This window comes from Streptomyces sp. SP18CS02 (assembly GCF_036322365.1).
Classification (GTDB): Bacteria; Actinomycetota; Actinomycetes; order Streptomycetales; family Streptomycetaceae; genus Streptomyces.
Genome location: NZ_JAQYXC010000254.1, coordinates 91,792 through 107,784 on the forward strand (window position 1 = coordinate 91,792; position 15,993 = coordinate 107,784).

The 15,993-nt window shown below is 70.7% G+C and carries 13 protein-coding genes; all 13 read right to left on the reverse strand.

Translation table 11 applies throughout. The features are described 5' to 3' along the window. Positions 1–26: 26 nt before the first annotated feature. A complete protein-coding gene (gene nuoN / locus PUR26_RS04750; protein ID WP_329869503.1) occupies positions 27–1,676 on the reverse strand; it encodes an NADH-quinone oxidoreductase subunit NuoN in 1,650 nt (549 codons plus the stop codon). Continuing rightward, positions 1,673–3,253: an NADH-quinone oxidoreductase subunit M gene (locus PUR26_RS04755; protein WP_329869636.1), complete on the reverse strand. Its 1,581-nt coding sequence runs from the start codon at positions 3,251–3,253 to the stop codon at positions 1,673–1,675. Before PUR26_RS04755 ends, nuoN begins: the two co-directional genes overlap by 4 nt. A gap of 5 nt (positions 3,254–3,258) precedes the next feature. Beyond that, on the reverse strand, positions 3,259–5,199 hold the full coding sequence (gene nuoL, locus PUR26_RS04760) for an NADH-quinone oxidoreductase subunit L (RefSeq protein WP_329869505.1): 1,941 nt from the start codon (positions 5,197–5,199) through the stop codon (positions 3,259–3,261). Between the two features lie 10 nt (positions 5,200–5,209). Then, positions 5,210–5,509, reverse strand: coding sequence for an NADH-quinone oxidoreductase subunit NuoK (gene nuoK / locus PUR26_RS04765; RefSeq protein WP_329869507.1), 300 nt, complete (start codon positions 5,507–5,509; stop codon positions 5,210–5,212). After that, on the reverse strand, positions 5,506–6,351 hold the full coding sequence (locus PUR26_RS04770) for an NADH-quinone oxidoreductase subunit J (RefSeq protein ID WP_329869508.1): 846 nt from the start codon (positions 6,349–6,351) through the stop codon (positions 5,506–5,508). The genes nuoK and PUR26_RS04770 overlap by 4 nt, the downstream gene beginning before the upstream one ends. After that, on the reverse strand, positions 6,348–6,980 hold the full coding sequence (nuoI, locus tag PUR26_RS04775; protein ID WP_443076970.1) for an NADH-quinone oxidoreductase subunit NuoI: 633 nt from the start codon (positions 6,978–6,980) through the stop codon (positions 6,348–6,350). The genes PUR26_RS04770 and nuoI overlap by 4 nt, the downstream gene beginning before the upstream one ends. Next, complete coding sequence (nuoH, locus tag PUR26_RS04780; protein WP_329869512.1) at positions 6,973–8,340, reverse strand: NADH-quinone oxidoreductase subunit NuoH; 1,368 nt, start codon at positions 8,338–8,340, stop codon at positions 6,973–6,975. Before nuoH ends, nuoI begins: the two co-directional genes overlap by 8 nt. Positions 8,341–8,491: 151 nt before the next feature. After that, positions 8,492–10,990: an NADH-quinone oxidoreductase subunit G gene (locus tag PUR26_RS04785; protein WP_329869514.1), complete on the reverse strand. Its 2,499-nt coding sequence runs from the start codon at positions 10,988–10,990 to the stop codon at positions 8,492–8,494. Continuing rightward, a complete protein-coding gene (nuoF, locus tag PUR26_RS04790; protein ID WP_329869516.1) occupies positions 10,987–12,363 on the reverse strand; it encodes an NADH-quinone oxidoreductase subunit NuoF in 1,377 nt (458 codons plus the stop codon). Before nuoF ends, PUR26_RS04785 begins: the two co-directional genes overlap by 4 nt. Beyond that, positions 12,363–13,196, reverse strand: a complete 834-nt coding sequence (gene nuoE / locus PUR26_RS04795) for an NADH-quinone oxidoreductase subunit NuoE (RefSeq protein WP_329869638.1) — start codon at positions 13,194–13,196, stop codon at positions 12,363–12,365. Before nuoE ends, nuoF begins: the two co-directional genes overlap by 1 nt. A gap of 17 nt (positions 13,197–13,213) precedes the next feature. Further along, positions 13,214–14,536 (reverse strand): NADH-quinone oxidoreductase subunit D, encoded by a 1,323-nt coding sequence (locus PUR26_RS04800; RefSeq protein ID WP_329869518.1) that lies wholly within the window; start codon positions 14,534–14,536, stop codon positions 13,214–13,216. Beyond that, positions 14,533–15,285 carry an NADH-quinone oxidoreductase subunit C gene (locus PUR26_RS04805; RefSeq protein WP_329869520.1) on the reverse strand — a complete coding sequence of 251 codons (753 nt, stop codon included), beginning with the start codon at positions 15,283–15,285 and terminating at the stop codon, positions 14,533–14,535. The genes PUR26_RS04800 and PUR26_RS04805 overlap by 4 nt, the downstream gene beginning before the upstream one ends. A gap of 144 nt (positions 15,286–15,429) precedes the next feature. Then, complete coding sequence (locus PUR26_RS04810) at positions 15,430–15,984, reverse strand: NuoB/complex I 20 kDa subunit family protein (protein WP_329869522.1); 555 nt, start codon at positions 15,982–15,984, stop codon at positions 15,430–15,432. Positions 15,985–15,993: the final 9 nt, after the last annotated feature.

Genomic DNA, 15,993 nt, shown 5'->3' on the forward strand with positions numbered 1-15,993 from the left:
GCCCTTCGGGTGGCGCGGACAGCCGGTCAGCGCACGAAGACGCCCGCCTGGTTGGCCAGGTCGAGGAAGTACTGCGGCGCCAGCCCCAGCACGAGGGTGACCGCCACCCCCACCCCGATGGTGGTCATCGTCAGCGGCGACGGGACGGCGACCGTCGGGCCGTCGGCCTTCGGCTCGCTGAAGAACATCAGCACGATGACCCGGATGTAGAAGAACGCGGCGATCGCCGAGGAGATCACGCCGACCACGACCAGGGCTCCCGCGCCGCCCTCCGCCGCCGCCTTGAACACGGCGAACTTCCCGGTGAAGCCGGAGGTCAGCGGAATCCCCGCGAAGGCCAGCAGGAACACCGCGAAGACCGCCGCGACCAGGGGTGAACGCCGCCCCAGTCCGGCCCACTTCGACAGGTGCGTCGCCTCGCCGCCCGCGTCGCGGACCAGCGTGACGACCGCGAACGCGCCGACCGTCACGAACGAGTAGGCGCCCAGGTAGAAGAGGACGGACGAGACACCGTCCGGGTTGGCCGCGATGACACCGGCCAGGATGAAGCCGGCGTGGGCGATCGAGGAGTACGCGAGCAGCCGCTTGATGTCGGTCTGGGTGATCGCGACGACGGCACCGGCCAGCATGGTGACGATGGCGACGGCCCACATGACGGGCCGCCAGTCCCAGGCGAGGCCCGGCAGCACCACGTACAGCAGCCGCAGCATCGCGCCGAACGCGGCCACCTTGGTCCCCGCCGCCATGAAGCCGGTGACCGGCGTCGGCGCGCCCTGGTAGACGTCCGGCGTCCACATGTGGAACGGCACCGCGCCCACCTTGAACAGCAGACCCGTCAGGACCATCGCGAAGCCGATGAGCAGCAGGACGTCGTTGCCCATGGTGGCGGCGAGCGCCGGGTCCACGGAGGAGACCGACCCGTCGACGACGTCGGCGATCCGGGCATACGACACGGAGCCCGCGTACCCGTACAGCAGGGCGATGCCGAAGAGCAGGAACGCCGACGAGAAGGCGCCCAGCAGGAAGTACTTGACCGCCGCCTCCTGCGACATCAGCCGCTTGCGGCGGGCGACGGCGCACAGCAGGTACAGCGGCAGGGAGAAGACCTCCAGCGCGATGAAGAGCGTCAGCAGGTCGTTGGCGGCCGGGAAGACCAGCATGCCCGCGACGGCGAACAGGGCCAGCGGGAACACCTCGGTGGTGGCGAACCCGGCCTTGACGGCCGCCTTCTCCTGGTCGCTGCCCGGTACGGCGGCGGCCTCGGCGGCGAACGAGTCGACCCGGTGGCCGTGGCGGGCCGGGTCGAGCCGCCGCTCGGCGAAGGTGAACACGGCGACCAGCGAGGCCAGCAGAATGGTGCCCTGGAGGAACAGCGCGGGCCCGTCGACCGCGATGGCGCCCATCGCGGCGATCCGCGCCTTGGTGCTGCCGTACCCGCCCGCCGCGAGGGCGACCACCGCCGCGAAGGCGGCGGCCAGCGCCACGACGGTCAGGAAGACCTGGGCGTAGTAGCGGCTGCGGCGCGGCACGAAGGCTTCGAGCAGGACGCCGACGACGGCCGCGCCCACCACGATCAGCGTGGGTGCCAGCTGGGTGTACTCGATGACCGGCGCGGTGATCTTGTCGACCGGCTCGGCGGCTGTCGTCCACAGGCTGTGGACAGCGTTTGCACTCACTTCGCCGCCTCCACGTCGGGCCGGGGGTCCTTCTGCTGTACGTCGGACATGGTGTGCCGCACGGCCGGGTCGACGATCTCGGTCAGCGGCTTCGGGTAGACACCCAGGAGGAGCAGCAGCGCGATCAGCGGCGTGATCACCGCGAGTTCGCGCGGCCTGAGGTCAGGCATCGACCGCACCTCCTCCTTCACCGGGCCCGTCATCGTCCGCTGGTACAGGACGAGGGTGTAGAGCGCGGCGAGGACGATGCCGGTGGTCGCGATGATCCCGGCCACCGGGTACCGGGCGAACGTGCCGACCAGGACCAGGAACTCGCTGACGAACGGCGCCAGACCGGGCAGCGAGAGCGTGGCCAGACCGCCGATCAGGAAGGTTCCGGCGAGTACCGGCGCGACTTTCTGCACCCCGCCGTAGTCGGCGATCAGGCGCGAGCCGCGCCGTGAGATCAGGAACCCGGCCACCAGCATCAGCGCGGCCGTCGAGATCCCGTGGTTGACCATGTAGAGCGTCGCCCCGCTCTGCCCCTGGCTGGTCATCGCGAAGATGCCCATGATGATGAAGCCGAAGTGCGAGATCGAGGCGTAGGCGACCAGCCGCTTGATGTCCCGCTGGCCGACCGCGAGCAGCGCCCCGTACACGATGCTGATCAGGGCCAGCACGATGATGGCGGGCGTGGCCCACTTCGATGCCTCCGGGAAGAGCTGGAGGCAGAAGCGCAGCATCGCGAAAGTGCCGACCTTGTCGACCACGGCCGTGATGAGGACGGCCACCGGGGCGGTCGCCTCCCCCATCGCGTTGGGCAGCCAGGTGTGCAGCGGCCACAGGGGCGCCTTGACCGCGAAGGCGAAGAAGAAGCCCAGGAACAGCAGCCGTTCGGTGGTGGTCGCCATGTCGAGGGAGCCGTCGGCGCGGGCCTCGGCGATCTCGGTGAGCGAGAAGTTCCCCGCGACGACGTACAGCCCGATGACGGCGGCGAGCATGATCAGTCCGCCGGCCAGGTTGTAGAGCAGGAACTTGACCGCGGCGTAGGAGCGCTGGGCCGCGGCGTTCTCGTCGCTGCCCTTGTGCGCCCGGTCCCCGAAGCCGCCGATGAGGAAGTACATCGGGATGAGCATGGCTTCGAAGAGGATGTAGAAGAGGAAGACGTCGGTGGCCTCGAAGGAGAGGATCACCATCGCCTCGACCATCAGGATCAGGGCGAAGAAGCCCTGGGTCGGCCGCCAGCGCGAGCCCGCCGGCGCCTCGGTCTCCACGGGGTCGGCGTCGTGCCAGCCCGCGAGGATCACGAACGGGATCAGCAGCGCGGTGAGCGCGATGAGCGCCACCCCGATGCCGTCCACGCCCAGCTCGTACCGGACCCCGAAGTCCTTGATCCAGGCATGGGACTCGACGAGCTGGTAGCGGTCGCCACCGGGCTCGAAACGGACCGTCACGATCGCGGCGAGCACGAACGTGGCGAGCGAGAACAGCAGCGCGAGCCACTTGGCGGCGGTGCGGCGGGCAGCCGGCACGGCGGCCGTGACGATCGCACCGACCGCCGGGAGCGCGGCCGTCGCGGTGAGCAGTGGGAAGGACATCTGGTTCACACCGCCCTCATCAGCAGGGTCGCGGCGATCAGCACCGCCGTACCTCCGAACATGGAGACCGCGTAGGAGCGGGCGTAGCCGTTCTGCAGTGTGCGCAGCCGGCCGGAGAGTCCGCCGACCGAGGCGGCGGTGCCGTTGACGACCCCGTCGACCAGGGTGTGGTCGACGTACACCAGCGAGCGGGTGAGGTGTTCGCCGCCCCGGACCAGCACCACGTGGTTGAAGTCGTCCTGGAGCAGGTCGCGTCGGGCGGCCCGGGTCAGGAGCGAGCCGCGCGGCGCGACGACCGGGACGGGCCTGCGGCCGTACTGCGCGTACGCGAGGGCGACGCCGATCAGCAGCACGACGACCGTGGAGGCGGTGATCGCTCCGGCGCTCAGCGGCGGATGGCCGTGCTCGAACTGCGTCACCGGCTCCAGCCAGTGCACGAAGGCGCTGTTCAGGGAGAACAGACCACCCGCGAAGACCGACCCGAAGGCGAGCACGATCATCGGCACGGTCATCGACCGGGGCGACTCGTGCGGGTGGGGCAGCTCACCGGGCCGGGCCTCGGCGCCGGGCTCGACATCGGCCGCCGCGTCCGGGTCGGGAGCGGGCTGCCAGCGCTTCTCACCGAAGAACGTCATGATCATCACGCGGGTCATGTAGTACGCCGTGATGCCCGCGCCCAGCAGCGTGACCGCGCCGAGGATCCAGCCCTCGGTGCCGCCCTTGGCGAAGGCCGCCTCGATGATCTTGTCCTTGGACCAGAAGCCGGACAGGCCGGGGAAGCCGATGATCGCGAGGTAGCCGAGCCCGAAGGTCACGAAGGTGACCGGCATGTACTTCCGCAGGCCGCCGTACTTGCGCATGTCGACCTCGTCGTTCATGCCGTGCATGACCGAACCGGCCCCGAGGAACAGCCCGGCCTTGAAGAAGCCGTGTGTCACCAGGTGCATGATCGCGAAGGCGTACCCGATCGGGCCGAGACCGGCCGCGAGGATCATGTAGCCGATCTGGGACATCGTCGAGCCCGCGAGGGCCTTCTTGATGTCGTCCTTCGCGCAACCGACGATCGCACCGAAGAGGAGCGTCACCGCGCCGACCACCACGACGGCCAGCTGCGCGTCGGGGGCGGCGTTGAAGATCGCACCGGACCGGGTGATCAGGTACACGCCCGCGGTCACCATGGTCGCGGCGTGGATGAGGGCCGAGACCGGGGTCGGGCCCTCCATGGCGTCACCGAGCCAGGACTGGAGCGGCACCTGGGCGGACTTGCCGCACGCGGCGAGCAGCAGCATCAGCCCGATGGCCGTCAGCGTGCCCTCGGACGTCTCGCCCGTCGCCCCGAGCACCGGCCCGAAGGCGAACGTCCCGAAGGTGGTGAACATCAGCATGATGGCGATGGACAGGCCGATGTCGCCGACCCGGTTGACCAGGAATGCCTTCTTGGCGGCGGTGGCCGCGCCGGGCTTGTGCTGCCAGAAGCCGATGAGCAGGTAGGAGGCGAGACCGACACCCTCCCAGCCGAAGTACAGCAGCAGGTAGTTGTCGGCGAGGACCAGCAGCAGCATCGCCGCGAGGAACAGGTTCAGGTAGCCGAAGAAGCGGCGCCTGCGCTCGTCGTGCTCCATGTACCCGATGGAGTACACATGGATGAGCGTGCCCACCCCGGTGATCAGCAGGACGAAGGTCATCGACAGCTGGTCGAGCTGGAAGGCGACATCCGCCTGGAAGCCCTCGACCGGGATCCAGCTGAACAGCCGCTGGTGCAGCGAGCGCTCCTCGGCGCCCCGGCCGAGCATGTCGAAGAAGAGCACCGCGGCGACCACGAAGGAAGCGCCGGCGAGCAGGGTGCCGAGCCAGTGCCCGGCCCCGTCCAGCCGGCGGCCGCCGCACAGCAGGACGGCCGCTCCGAGCAGGGGCGCCGCGACGAGCAGCGCGATCAGGTTCTCCACAATCAGCCCCTCACAGCTTCATCAGGCTGGCGTCGTCGACCGAGGCCGAGTGGCGGGAACGGAACAGCGACACGATGATCGCGAGCCCGACCACGACCTCCGCGGCGGCGACGACCATCGTGAAGAAGGCGATGATCTGGCCGTCGAGATTGCCGTGCATACGGGAGAAGGCGACGAACGCGAGGTTGCACGCGTTGAGCATCAGCTCGACGCACATGAAGACGATGATCGCGTTACGCCTGATCAGCACCCCGGCCGCACCGATGGTGAACAGCAGGGCCGCGAGGTAGAGGTAGTTGACCGGATTCACTGGGCGTTCTCCTCCTCACGCCGCAGCGCCTTCGGCCCGGCCGTACGGCCCAGGCGCTCCTCGGACCGCTGCTCCAGCGCCCGCAGATCGTCGAGCGCCTCGGTCGACACGTCGCGGATCTGGCCGCGCGCCCGCAGTGTCCTGTTGACGGTGAGCTCGGACGGGGTGCCGTCCGGCAGCAGTCCGGCGACGTCCACGGCGTTGTGCCGGGCGTAGACGCCGGGGGCGGGCAGCGGCGGCAGGTGCCTGCCTTCCCGCACGCGCTGCTCCGCGAGCTCCCGCTGGGTCCTGGCCCGCTCGGTGCGCTCCCGGTGCGTCAGCACCATCGCGCCGACCGCGGCCGTGATCAGCAGGGCGCCGGTGATCTCGAAGGCGAAGACGTACGTGGTGAAGATGAGCGCCGCGAGGCCCTCCACATTGCCGCCCGCGTTCGCCGCGCCGAGTCCGTTGAAGGTCTCCAGCGAGGCGTTGCCGATCCCGGCGGCGAGCAGGATCCCGAAGCCCAGACCGCAGAGGGCGGCCCACCAGCGCTGGCCCTTGAGGGTCTCCTTGAGCGAGTCGGCGGCGGTGACACCGACCAGCATGACGACGAAGAGGAAGAGCATCATGATCGCGCCGGTGTAGACGATGATCTGCACGACGCCCAGGAAGTACGCCCCGTTGGCCAGGTAGAAGACCGCCAGGATGATCATGGTCCCGGCCAGGCTCAGCGCACTGTGCACGGCCTTCCTCATCAGGATGGTGCCCAGCGCGCCGGCGACGGCGACGGTGCCGAGGATCCAGAACTGGACCGCCTCGCCGGTCGAGGCGGCGTCGGCCGCGTAGGCGGTGAGCGCGCTCATGCGTCGACCGCCTTCCCCGTCGCGGGCCGCCGCGCCGCCGGCTCGTTCTCGCCGGTGACCGACGCGGCCTCCTGCGGCGCCTCGCCCTTGCTCACCGCGACCTGCCGGACCGTGCCCGGCGCGGCCTCGGTGACCAGGCCCCGGTAGTAGTCCTGCTCGTCCGTCCCCGGGAAGACGGAGTGCGGCGCCTCGACCATGCCCTCGTCGAGCCCCGCCAGGAGCTGCTCCTTGGTGTAGATGAGGTTCTCGCGGGAGCTGTCGGCCAGTTCGAACTCGTTGGTCATCGTCAGCGCGCGTGTGGGGCACGCCTCGATGCACAGGCCGCACAGGATGCACCGGGCGTAGTTGATCTGGTAGACGCGGCCGTACCGCTCACCGGGCGAGTAGCGCTCCTCGTCCGTGTTGTCCGCGCCCTCGACGTAGATGGCGTCGGCCGGGCACGCCCAGGCGCACAGCTCGCAGCCGACGCACTTCTCCAGCCCGTCCGGGTGCCGGTTGAGCTGGTGCCGGCCGTGGAAGCGCGGCGCGGTCGTCTTCTCCTGCTCGGGGTACTGCTCGGTCAGCCGCTTCTTGAACATGGCCTTGAAGGTCACGCCGAAGCCCGCCACCGGGTTCTGGAAGTCAGACACCGTCCGTCTCCTTTCCGTCACTCGCAGTAGCAGTATCGGGGCCACCACTGACAATCAACTCGCGCTCCTGGCGCGACCGTCGGCGGGGCACCGGCGGAAGGGTCTGCCCGGGCAGCGGCGGTACGGGGAACCCGCCGGCCATGGGGTCGAATTCGGGTGCGGCGGCCTCGTCGGCCCGCTCGTCCTCCCTGGACTTCCTGTCGCGGAAGATGTCGGCGACGAAGGACAGCAGCAGGACCGCGATCACCGCGCCCGCCACGTACAGCACGATCTGCTGGAAGTCGTAGTTCTCGTTGCGCAGCGCCCGGACGGTCGCCACCAGCATCAGCCAGACGACCGAGACCGGGATGAGGACCTTCCAGCCGAGCTTCATCAGCTGGTCGTAGCGGACGCGGGGCAGCGTGCCGCGCAGCCAGATGAAGAAGAAGAGCAGCAGCTGCACCTTGAGGACGAACCAGAGCATCGGCCACCAGCCGTGGTTCGCGCCCTCCCAGAAGGCGGAGACCGGGTACGGCGCCCGCCAGCCGCCCAGGAAGAGCGTCACCGACACGGCCGACACCGTCACCATGTTCACGTACTCGGCGAGCATGAAGAGCGCGAACTTGATGGAGCTGTACTCGGTGTTGAAGCCGCCGACCAGGTCGCCCTCGGACTCCGGCATGTCGAACGGGGCGCGGTTGGTCTCACCGACCATCGTGACGATGTAGATGATGAACGACACCGGCAGCAGCAGGACGAACCAGCGGTCGGCCTGGGCCTCGACGATGGCCGAGGTCGACATGGAGCCGGAGTAGAGGAAGACGGAGGCGAACGCGGCGCCCATGGCGATCTCGTAGGAGATCATCTGCGCGCAGGAGCGCAGTCCGCCGAGGAGCGGATAGGTCGAGCCGGACGACCAGCCCGCGAGGACGATGCCGTAGATGCCGACGGACGCGACCGCGAGGATGTAGAGCATCGCGATCGGCAGGTCGGTGAGCTGCATCGTGGTGCGGTGCCCGAGGATCGACACCTCGTTGCCCGCCGGGCCGAAGGGGATCACGGCGATGGCCATGAACGCGGGGATCGCGGCCACGACCGGGGCGAGGATGTAGACGACCTTGTCGGCCCGCTTGACGACGACGTCCTCCTTCAGCATCAGCTTGACGCCGTCCGCGAGGGACTGGAGGAGGCCCCAGGGGCCGTGCCGGTTGGGGCCGATGCGCAGCTGCATCCAGGCGACGACCTTGCGCTCCCACACGATGGAGAAGAGCACGGTGATCATCAGGAAGGCGAAGCAGAAGACCGCCTTGATCACCACGAGCCACCAGGGGTCGCGGCCGAACAGGGACAGGTCCTCGGCCGCGAGGAGGACGGGGTTCACGCGCGCACCTCCGATGCGGCGGGAGCCGGGCCGCTGCCCGGCCGGACGACGGACAGGTGGGGCCCGCGGCCCGTGGCGCGCGTCCCGCGAACGGCACGGACGACACGGAGGGCACGGACGCCACGGACGCCACGGAGGGCGCTCGGCCGGTTCATGACCGCACCTCCGTGTCCTCGGCCGGGTCCGCGGGGCTGATCCGGACCAGCCGGCCGGGGGCCGCGCCCGTGTCGGACAGGACGCCCCGGCCCGTGGAGTTGAGCGGGAGCCAGACCACCCGGTCGGGCATCTCGGTCACCTGGAGCGGCATGCGCAGCGAGCCGGCCGGGCCGGTCACCGACAGCAGGTCGCCGTCCTTGACGCCGGTCTCGGCCGCCGTGGCCGGCGACAGGCGTGCCACCGAGGCGTGCCGGGTGCCGGCCAGGGCCTCGTCGCCCTCCTGGAGGCGGCCGAGGTCGAGCAGCATGCGGTGTCCGGCCAGGACGGCCTCGCCGTCACCGGCCAGGGGCAGCGGTACGCCCGGCTCGGCCGGTTCGCCCGCCCACTCCCCGTCCCACCCGCCGAGCCGGTCCAGCTCGCGGCGCACCGACGTCAGGTCCGGCAGCGCGAAGTGGACGTCCAGCGCGTCGGCCAGCATGTGCAGCACCCGGGCGTCGGACGGTGCCGGGGTCCGGGTCATCTGCTCGGGCTTCAGCGCGGCCTCGAACATCCGCGCGCGGCCCTCCCAGTTGAGGAAGGTGCCGGACTTCTCGGCGACCGCGGCGACCGGCAGGACCACGTCCGCCCGTTCGGTCACCTCGCTCGGCCGCAGCTCCAGCGAGACCACGAACGCGGCGTCGAGCGCCTCACGGGCGCGCCGCGGGTCGGGCAGGTCCGCGACCTCGACGCCCGCGACGACCAGGGCGCCCAGCTCTCCGGTGGCCGCGGCCTCGACGATCTGGCCGGTGTCCCGGCCGTAGCGGTGCGGCAGTTCGCGTACGCCCCAGGCCGCCGCGGTCTCCTCGCGCGCGCGGGGGTCGGTCGCCGGGCGTCCGCCGGGCAGCAGCGACGGGATCGCGCCCGCCCAGGCCGCCCCGCGCTCACCGGCCCGGCGCGGGATCCACACCAGCTCCGCGCCGGTCGCCGCGGCGGTCCGGACGGCGGCGGTCAGGGCGCCGGGCACGGTGGCCAGGCGCTCGCCGACGAGGAGGACGGCGCCCCGCTCCCGCAGCCCCTCGGCACAGCGCGCGCCGGCCTCGTCCAGTCCGGTGCCGGCGGCGAGCGCGTCGAGCCATTCGGTCTCGGTGCCGGGGGCGGCCGGCAGCAGGGTGCCGCCCGCCTTCTCCAGGCCGCGGGTGGCGAAGGGGGCCAGCGAGAAGGTCCGCTGCCCGTGCTTGCGCCACGCCTTGCGCAGCCGCAGGAAGACGCCGGGCGCCTCCTCCTCGGATTCGAAGCCGGCGAGCAGCACCGCCGGGGCGGCCTCCAGCGCGGTGTACGTGAGGCCCCCGCCGTCCAGGTCACGGCCGTGGCCGGCGACCCGGGCGGCCAGGAAGTCGGCCTCCTCGCTGCTGTGCGGGCGGGCCCGGAAGTCGATGTCGTTGGTGTCCAGGGCGACCCGCGCGAACTTGGCGTACGCGTACGAGTCCTCGACGGTGAGCCTGCCGCCCGCCAGGACGCCGGCCCGGCCCCTGGCGGCGCCCAGTCCGCGGGCGGCCGCCTCCAGCGCCTCCGGCCAGGAGGCCGGTGCCAGGGTGCCGTCCGCGCCCCGTACCAGGGGGGTGGTGAGGCGGTCACGCTGCTGCGCGTACCGGAATCCGAAGCGGCCCTTGTCGCACAGCCACTCCTCGTTGACCTCCGGGTCGTCGGCCGCCAGGCGCCGCATGACCTTGCCGCGCCGGTGGTCGGTGCGGGTCGCGCAGCCGCCCGCGCAGTGCTCGCAGACGCTGGGCGAGGAGACCAGGTCGAAGGGGCGCGAGCGGAACCGGTACGCCGCCGAGGTGAGCGCGCCGACCGGGCAGATCTGGATGGTGTTCCCGGAGAAGTACGACTCGAAGGGGTCGCCCTCACCGGTGCCGACCTGCTGGAGGGCGCCGCGCTCGATCAGCTCGATCATCGGGTCGCCCGCGATCTGGTGGGAGAAGCGGGTGCAGCGGGCGCACAGGACGCACCGTTCGCGGTCGAGCAGCACCTGGGTGGAGATCGGCACCGGTTTCTCGTAGGTCCGCTTCCTGCCGTCGAAGCGGGATTCGCCCTGCCCGTGCGAGACGGCCTGGTTCTGCAGGGGGCACTCGCCGCCCTTGTCGCAGACCGGGCAGTCCAGCGGGTGGTTGATGAGCAGCAGCTCCATCACACCGACCTGGGCCTTCTCGGCCACCGGGGAGGTGAGCTGCGACCTGACGACCATGCCGTCGGTGCAGGTGATGGTGCAGGAGGCCATCGGCTTGCGCTGGCCCTCGACCTCGACGATGCACTGGCGGCAGGCGCCGGCCGGGTCGAGGAGGGGGTGGTCGCAGAACCGGGGGATCTCGATGCCGAGCTGTTCGGCGGCGCGGATGACCAGCGTCCCCTTGGGGACGGAGATCTCGATGCCGTCGATGGTCAGGGTGACGAGGTCCTCCGGCGGGATCGCCGCCTCGCCGCCTCCGGCGGAGGCGGCCGACGTGGTGACGGTCATGCCCGCACCTCCAGGTGATTGTCCGCCCAGGCGGTCGACTTGGCCGGGTCGAAGGGGCAGCCGCGGCCCGTGATGTGCTGCTCGTACTCCGCGCGGAAGTACTTCAGCGAGGAGAAGATCGGCGACGCGGCGCCGTCTCCGAGGGCGCAGAACGACTTGCCGTTGATGTTGTCGGCGATGTCGTTCAGCTTGTCGAGGTCGCCCATGGTGCCCGCCCCGCTTTCGATGTCACGCAGCAGCTGCACGAGCCAGTAGGTGCCCTCGCGGCAGGGGGTGCACTTGCCGCACGACTCGTGGGCGTAGAACTCGGTCCACCGGGTGACCGCCCGCACCACACAGGTCGTCTCGTCGAAGCACTGGAGCGCCTTGGTGCCGAGCATCGACCCGGCGGCGCCCACGCCCTCGTAGTCCAGCGGTACGTCGAGGTGTTCCTCGGTGAACATCGGGGTGGACGAGCCGCCGGGGGTCCAGAACTTCAGCCGGTGGCCCGCCCGCATGCCGCCGCTCATGTCGAGCAGCTGGCGCAGGGTGATGCCCAGGGGCGCCTCGTACTGGCCGGGGTTGGTGACGTGGCCGCTGAGCGAGTAGAGCGTGAAGCCGGGGGACTTCTCGCTGCCCATCGACTTGAACCAGTCCTTGCCCCGGTTGAGGATCGCGGGAACGGAGGCGATCGACTCGACGTTGTTCACCACGGTGGGGCACGCGTACAGACCGGCGACCGCGGGGAAGGGGGGACGCAGCCGGGGCTGACCGCGGCGGCCTTCGAGCGAGTCGAGCAGCGCGGTCTCCTCGCCGCAGATGTACGCGCCGGCGCCGGCGTGCACGGTGAGTTCGAGGTCGAGTCCGCTGCCGAGGATGTCGGTGCCGAGGTAGCCCGCCGCGTAGGCCTCGCGTACGGCCTCGTGCAGCCTGCGCAGTACGGGCACGACCTCCCCGCGCAGATAGATGAACGCGTGCGACGACCTGATGGCGTAGCAGGCGATCACGATCCCCTCGATGAGGGAGTGCGGGTTGGCGAACAGGAGCGGGATGTCCTTGCAGGTGCCCGGTTCCGATTCGTCGGCGTTGACGACGAGGTAGTGCGGCTTGCCGTCGCCCTGCGGGATGAACTGCCACTTCATGCCGGTGGGGAAGCCGGCGCCGCCGCGGCCGCGCAGACCGGAGTCCTTGACGTACGCGATGAGGTCGTCGGGCGACATGGCGAGGGCCTTCTTCAGCCCCTCGTACCCGTCGTGGCGCTGGTAGGTGTCCAGCGTCCAGGAGTCCGGCTGGTCCCAGAAGGCGGACAGGACCGGTGCGAGCAGCTTCTCGGGACTGGTCCCGCCGCCGGCCGGCGGCTGGGTGGTGTCCCCGTACTGGGCGGACAAGGTCATCACTCCCCCTCCTCGGTGACCGGACCGGACGGGTTGGCGGGATCGGATGCCGACGTCCGCTGCGGCGCGTCGTGCGAGCTGAGGTGGCCGGAGCCGGGTTGCGGCTCGTCGCGGGGGGCCGTGTCCCGCGCGGCTTCGCCCCGGGGGTGGACCACGCGCGCGGGGGCGGCCTCGCCCTTGGCGAGCCGGAGCCCGATCAGGGAGGCCGGACCCGCGCCGCCGGTCGCCTCGACGGCGCCCGGGCGCGGGTCGGGGAAGCCGGCCAGGATCCGGGCGGTCTCCTTGTACGTGCACAGCGGGGCGCCGCGCGTCGGCTCGACGGTGCGGCCCGCGCGCAGGTCGTCGACCAGCCGCTTGGCGGACTCGGGCGTCTGGTTGTCGAAGAACTCCCAGTTGACCATCACCACGGGCGCGAAGTCGCAGGCCGCGTTGCACTCGATGTGTTCGAGGGTGACCTTGCCGTCCTCGGTCGTGTCGTCGGCTCCGCCGCCGACCCCGAGGTGCTCCTTCAGCTCCTCGTAGATGGCGTCTCCGCCCATGACGGCGCACAGGGTGTTGGTGCAGACGCCCACCTGGTAGTCGCCGGACGGCTTGCGCCGGTACATCGTGTAGAAGGTGGCGACCGCGGTGACCTCGGCGGTGGTCAGGCCGAGGGTCTCCGCGCAGAACCTCATGCCCGTGCGGGTGACGTAGCCCTCCTCGGACTGCACCAGGTGCAGCAGGGGGAGCAGCGCGGAGCGCGAGTCGGGGTACCGGGCGACGACCTCCGCCGCGTCCGCGTCGAGCCGGGCGCGTACGTCGGCCGGGTAGTCGGGGGCGGGGAGCTGGGGCATCCCCAGGCTGACGTCTGTCACCGGTCGACGCCTCCCATCACGGGGTCGATGGACGCCACGGCGACGATGACGTCGGCGACCTGGCCGCCCTCGCACATCGCCGCCATGGCCTGGAGGTTGGTGAAGGACGGGTCGCGGAAGTGGACCCGGTAGGGGCGGGTGCCGCCGTCGGAGACGACGTGCACACCGAGCTCGCCCTTGGGCGACTCGACCGCGGTGTAGGTCTGGCCGGGCGGGACCCGGAAGCCCTCGGTCACCAGCTTGAAGTGGTGGATCAGGGCCTCCATCGAGGTGCCCATGATCTTCTTGATGTGGTCGAGCGAGTTGCCGAGCCCGTCCGGGCCGAGCGCGAGCTGCGCGGGCCAGGCGATCTTCTTGTCGTCGACCATCACGGGACCGGGGGCCAGCCGGTCCAGGCACTGCTCGATGATCCGCAGCGACTGGCGCATCTCTTCGAGCCGGATGAGGAAGCGGCCGTACGCGTCGCAGCTGTCGGCGGTCGGCACCTCGAAGTCGTACGTCTCGTAGCCGCAGTACGGGTCGGTCTTGCGCAGGTCGTGCGGCAGGCCCGCCGAGCGCAGGACCGGGCCGGTGGCGCCGAGCGCCATGCAGCCGGTCAGGTCGAGGTGGCCGACGCCCTGCATGCGGGCCTTGAAGATCGGGTTGCCGGTGGCGAGCTTGTCGTACTCCGGCAGGTTGCCCTTCATCGTCTTCACGAACTCGCGGAGCTGGTCGACGGCGCCCGGGGGCAGGTCCTGGGCGAGCCCGCCGGGGCGGACGAACGCGTGGTTCATCCGCAGACCGGTGATCAGCTCGTAGAGGTCGAGAACGAGTTCACGATCACGGAAGCCGTAGATCATGATCGTGGTGGCGCCGAGCTCCATGCCGCCGGTGGCGATGCACACCAGGTGGGAGGAGATCCGGTTGAGCTCCATGAGCAGGACGCGGATCACGGAGGCCCGGTCGGGGATCCGGTCCTCGATGCCGAGCAGCTTCTCCACGCCCAGGCAGTACGCCGTCTCGTTGAAGAACGGCGTCAGGTAGTCCATGCGCGTGACGAAGGTGGTGCCCTGCGTCCAGGTCCGGTACTCGAGGTTCTTCTCGATGCCGGTGTGGAGGTAGCCGATGCCGCAGCGGGCCTCGGTGACGGTCTCGCCGTCGATCTCCAGGATCAGGCGCAGCACACCGTGCGTGGAGGGGTGCTGGGGGCCCATGTTGACGACGATCCGCTCGTCGTCGGCCTTGGCCGCCGACTCGACGACCTCGTCCCAGTCGCCGCCGGTGACCGTGTAGACGGTTCCCTCGGTGGTCTCGCGCGGGCTTGCAGATGGGGTGGTCACGAGTACGACCTCCGCTGGTCCGGAGCCGGGATCTGGGCGCCCTTGTACTCGACGGCGATGCCGCCGAGGGGGTAGTCCTTGCGCTGCGGGAAGCCCTGCCAGTCGTCCGGCATCATGATCCGGGTGAGGGCGGGGTGACCGTCGAAGACCAGCCCGAAGAAGTCGTACGCCTCGCGCTCGTGCCAGTCGTTGGTCGGATAGACCGGGACGAGGGAGGGGATCCGCGGGTCGCCGTCCGGGGCGCTCACCTCCAGCCGGATGATCCGGCCGTGGGTGAGCGAGCGCAGGTGGTACACGGCGTGCAGCTCGCGGCCCTTGTCCCCCGGGTAGTGCACGCCGCTCACGCCCGTACAGAGCTCGAAGCGCAGGGCCGGGTCGTCGCGCAGGGTGCGGGCGACGCGCACGAGGTGCTCGCGCGCGATGTGGAAGGTGAGCTCGCCGCGGTCGACGACCGTCTTCTCGATGGCGTTCCCGGGGACGAGGCCCTGTTCCTCCAGGGCGCCTTCGAGCTCGTCGGCGACCTGGTCGAAGTACCCGTACGCGCCGCCGCCGCGCGGCCCGCCGTAGGGGCGGGTGGCCGGGCCCGGCAGCCGTACGGAACGGACGAGGCCGCCGTAGCCGGAGGTGTCCCCGCCGTTGGCCGCTCCGAACATGCCGCGCTGGACGCGTACCTCCTCACCGTGGTCACCGCGCTGCCCCGGCAGGTTCTGCGCGCCGAGGTCCTTCTCGGGATTGGGCTGGTCACTCACCGCGCACCCCTTCCTCTCCCGGCGCCGACGCCCGGGCGGTGCCCCCTTCTCCGCCTGCGCCGGGGGCGGCGCCCACCGGCGGCAGGGGGAGCCGGGGCTCTCCCTTCCTCGTCGACCGCGGCCAGGCGGCCGCGACTGCGTCGCTCACCTCAGCAGCCCCTTCATCTCGATCGTGGGCAGCGCCTTCAGCGCCGCCTCCTCCGCCTCGCGGGCCGCTTCTTCCGCGTTGACGCCGAGCTTGGAGCCCTGGATCTTCTGGTGGAGCTTGAGGATCGCGTCGAGGAGCATCTCCGGACGTGGCGGACAGCCCGGCAAATAGATGTCAACGGGGACGATGTGGTCAACGCCCTGCACAATTGCGTAATTGTTGAACATTCCGCCCGATGAGGCGCAAACCCCCATGGAGATCACCCACTTGGGGTTGGGCATCTGGTCATAGACCTGCCGCAGGACGGGCGCCATCTTCTGGCTCACCCGTCCGGCCACGATCATCAGGTCGGCCTGGCGCGGCGAGCCGCGGAAGACCTCCATGCCGAAGCGCGCCAGGTCGTAGCGGCCGGCGCCGGTCGTCATCATCTCGATGGCGCAGCAGGCGAGACCGAAGGTCGCGGGGAAGACGGACGCTTTGCGCACCCAGCCCGCGGCCTGTTCGACCGTCGTCAGCAGAAAACCGCTCGGCAGCTTCTCTTCGAGTCCCATGAGTGTGCC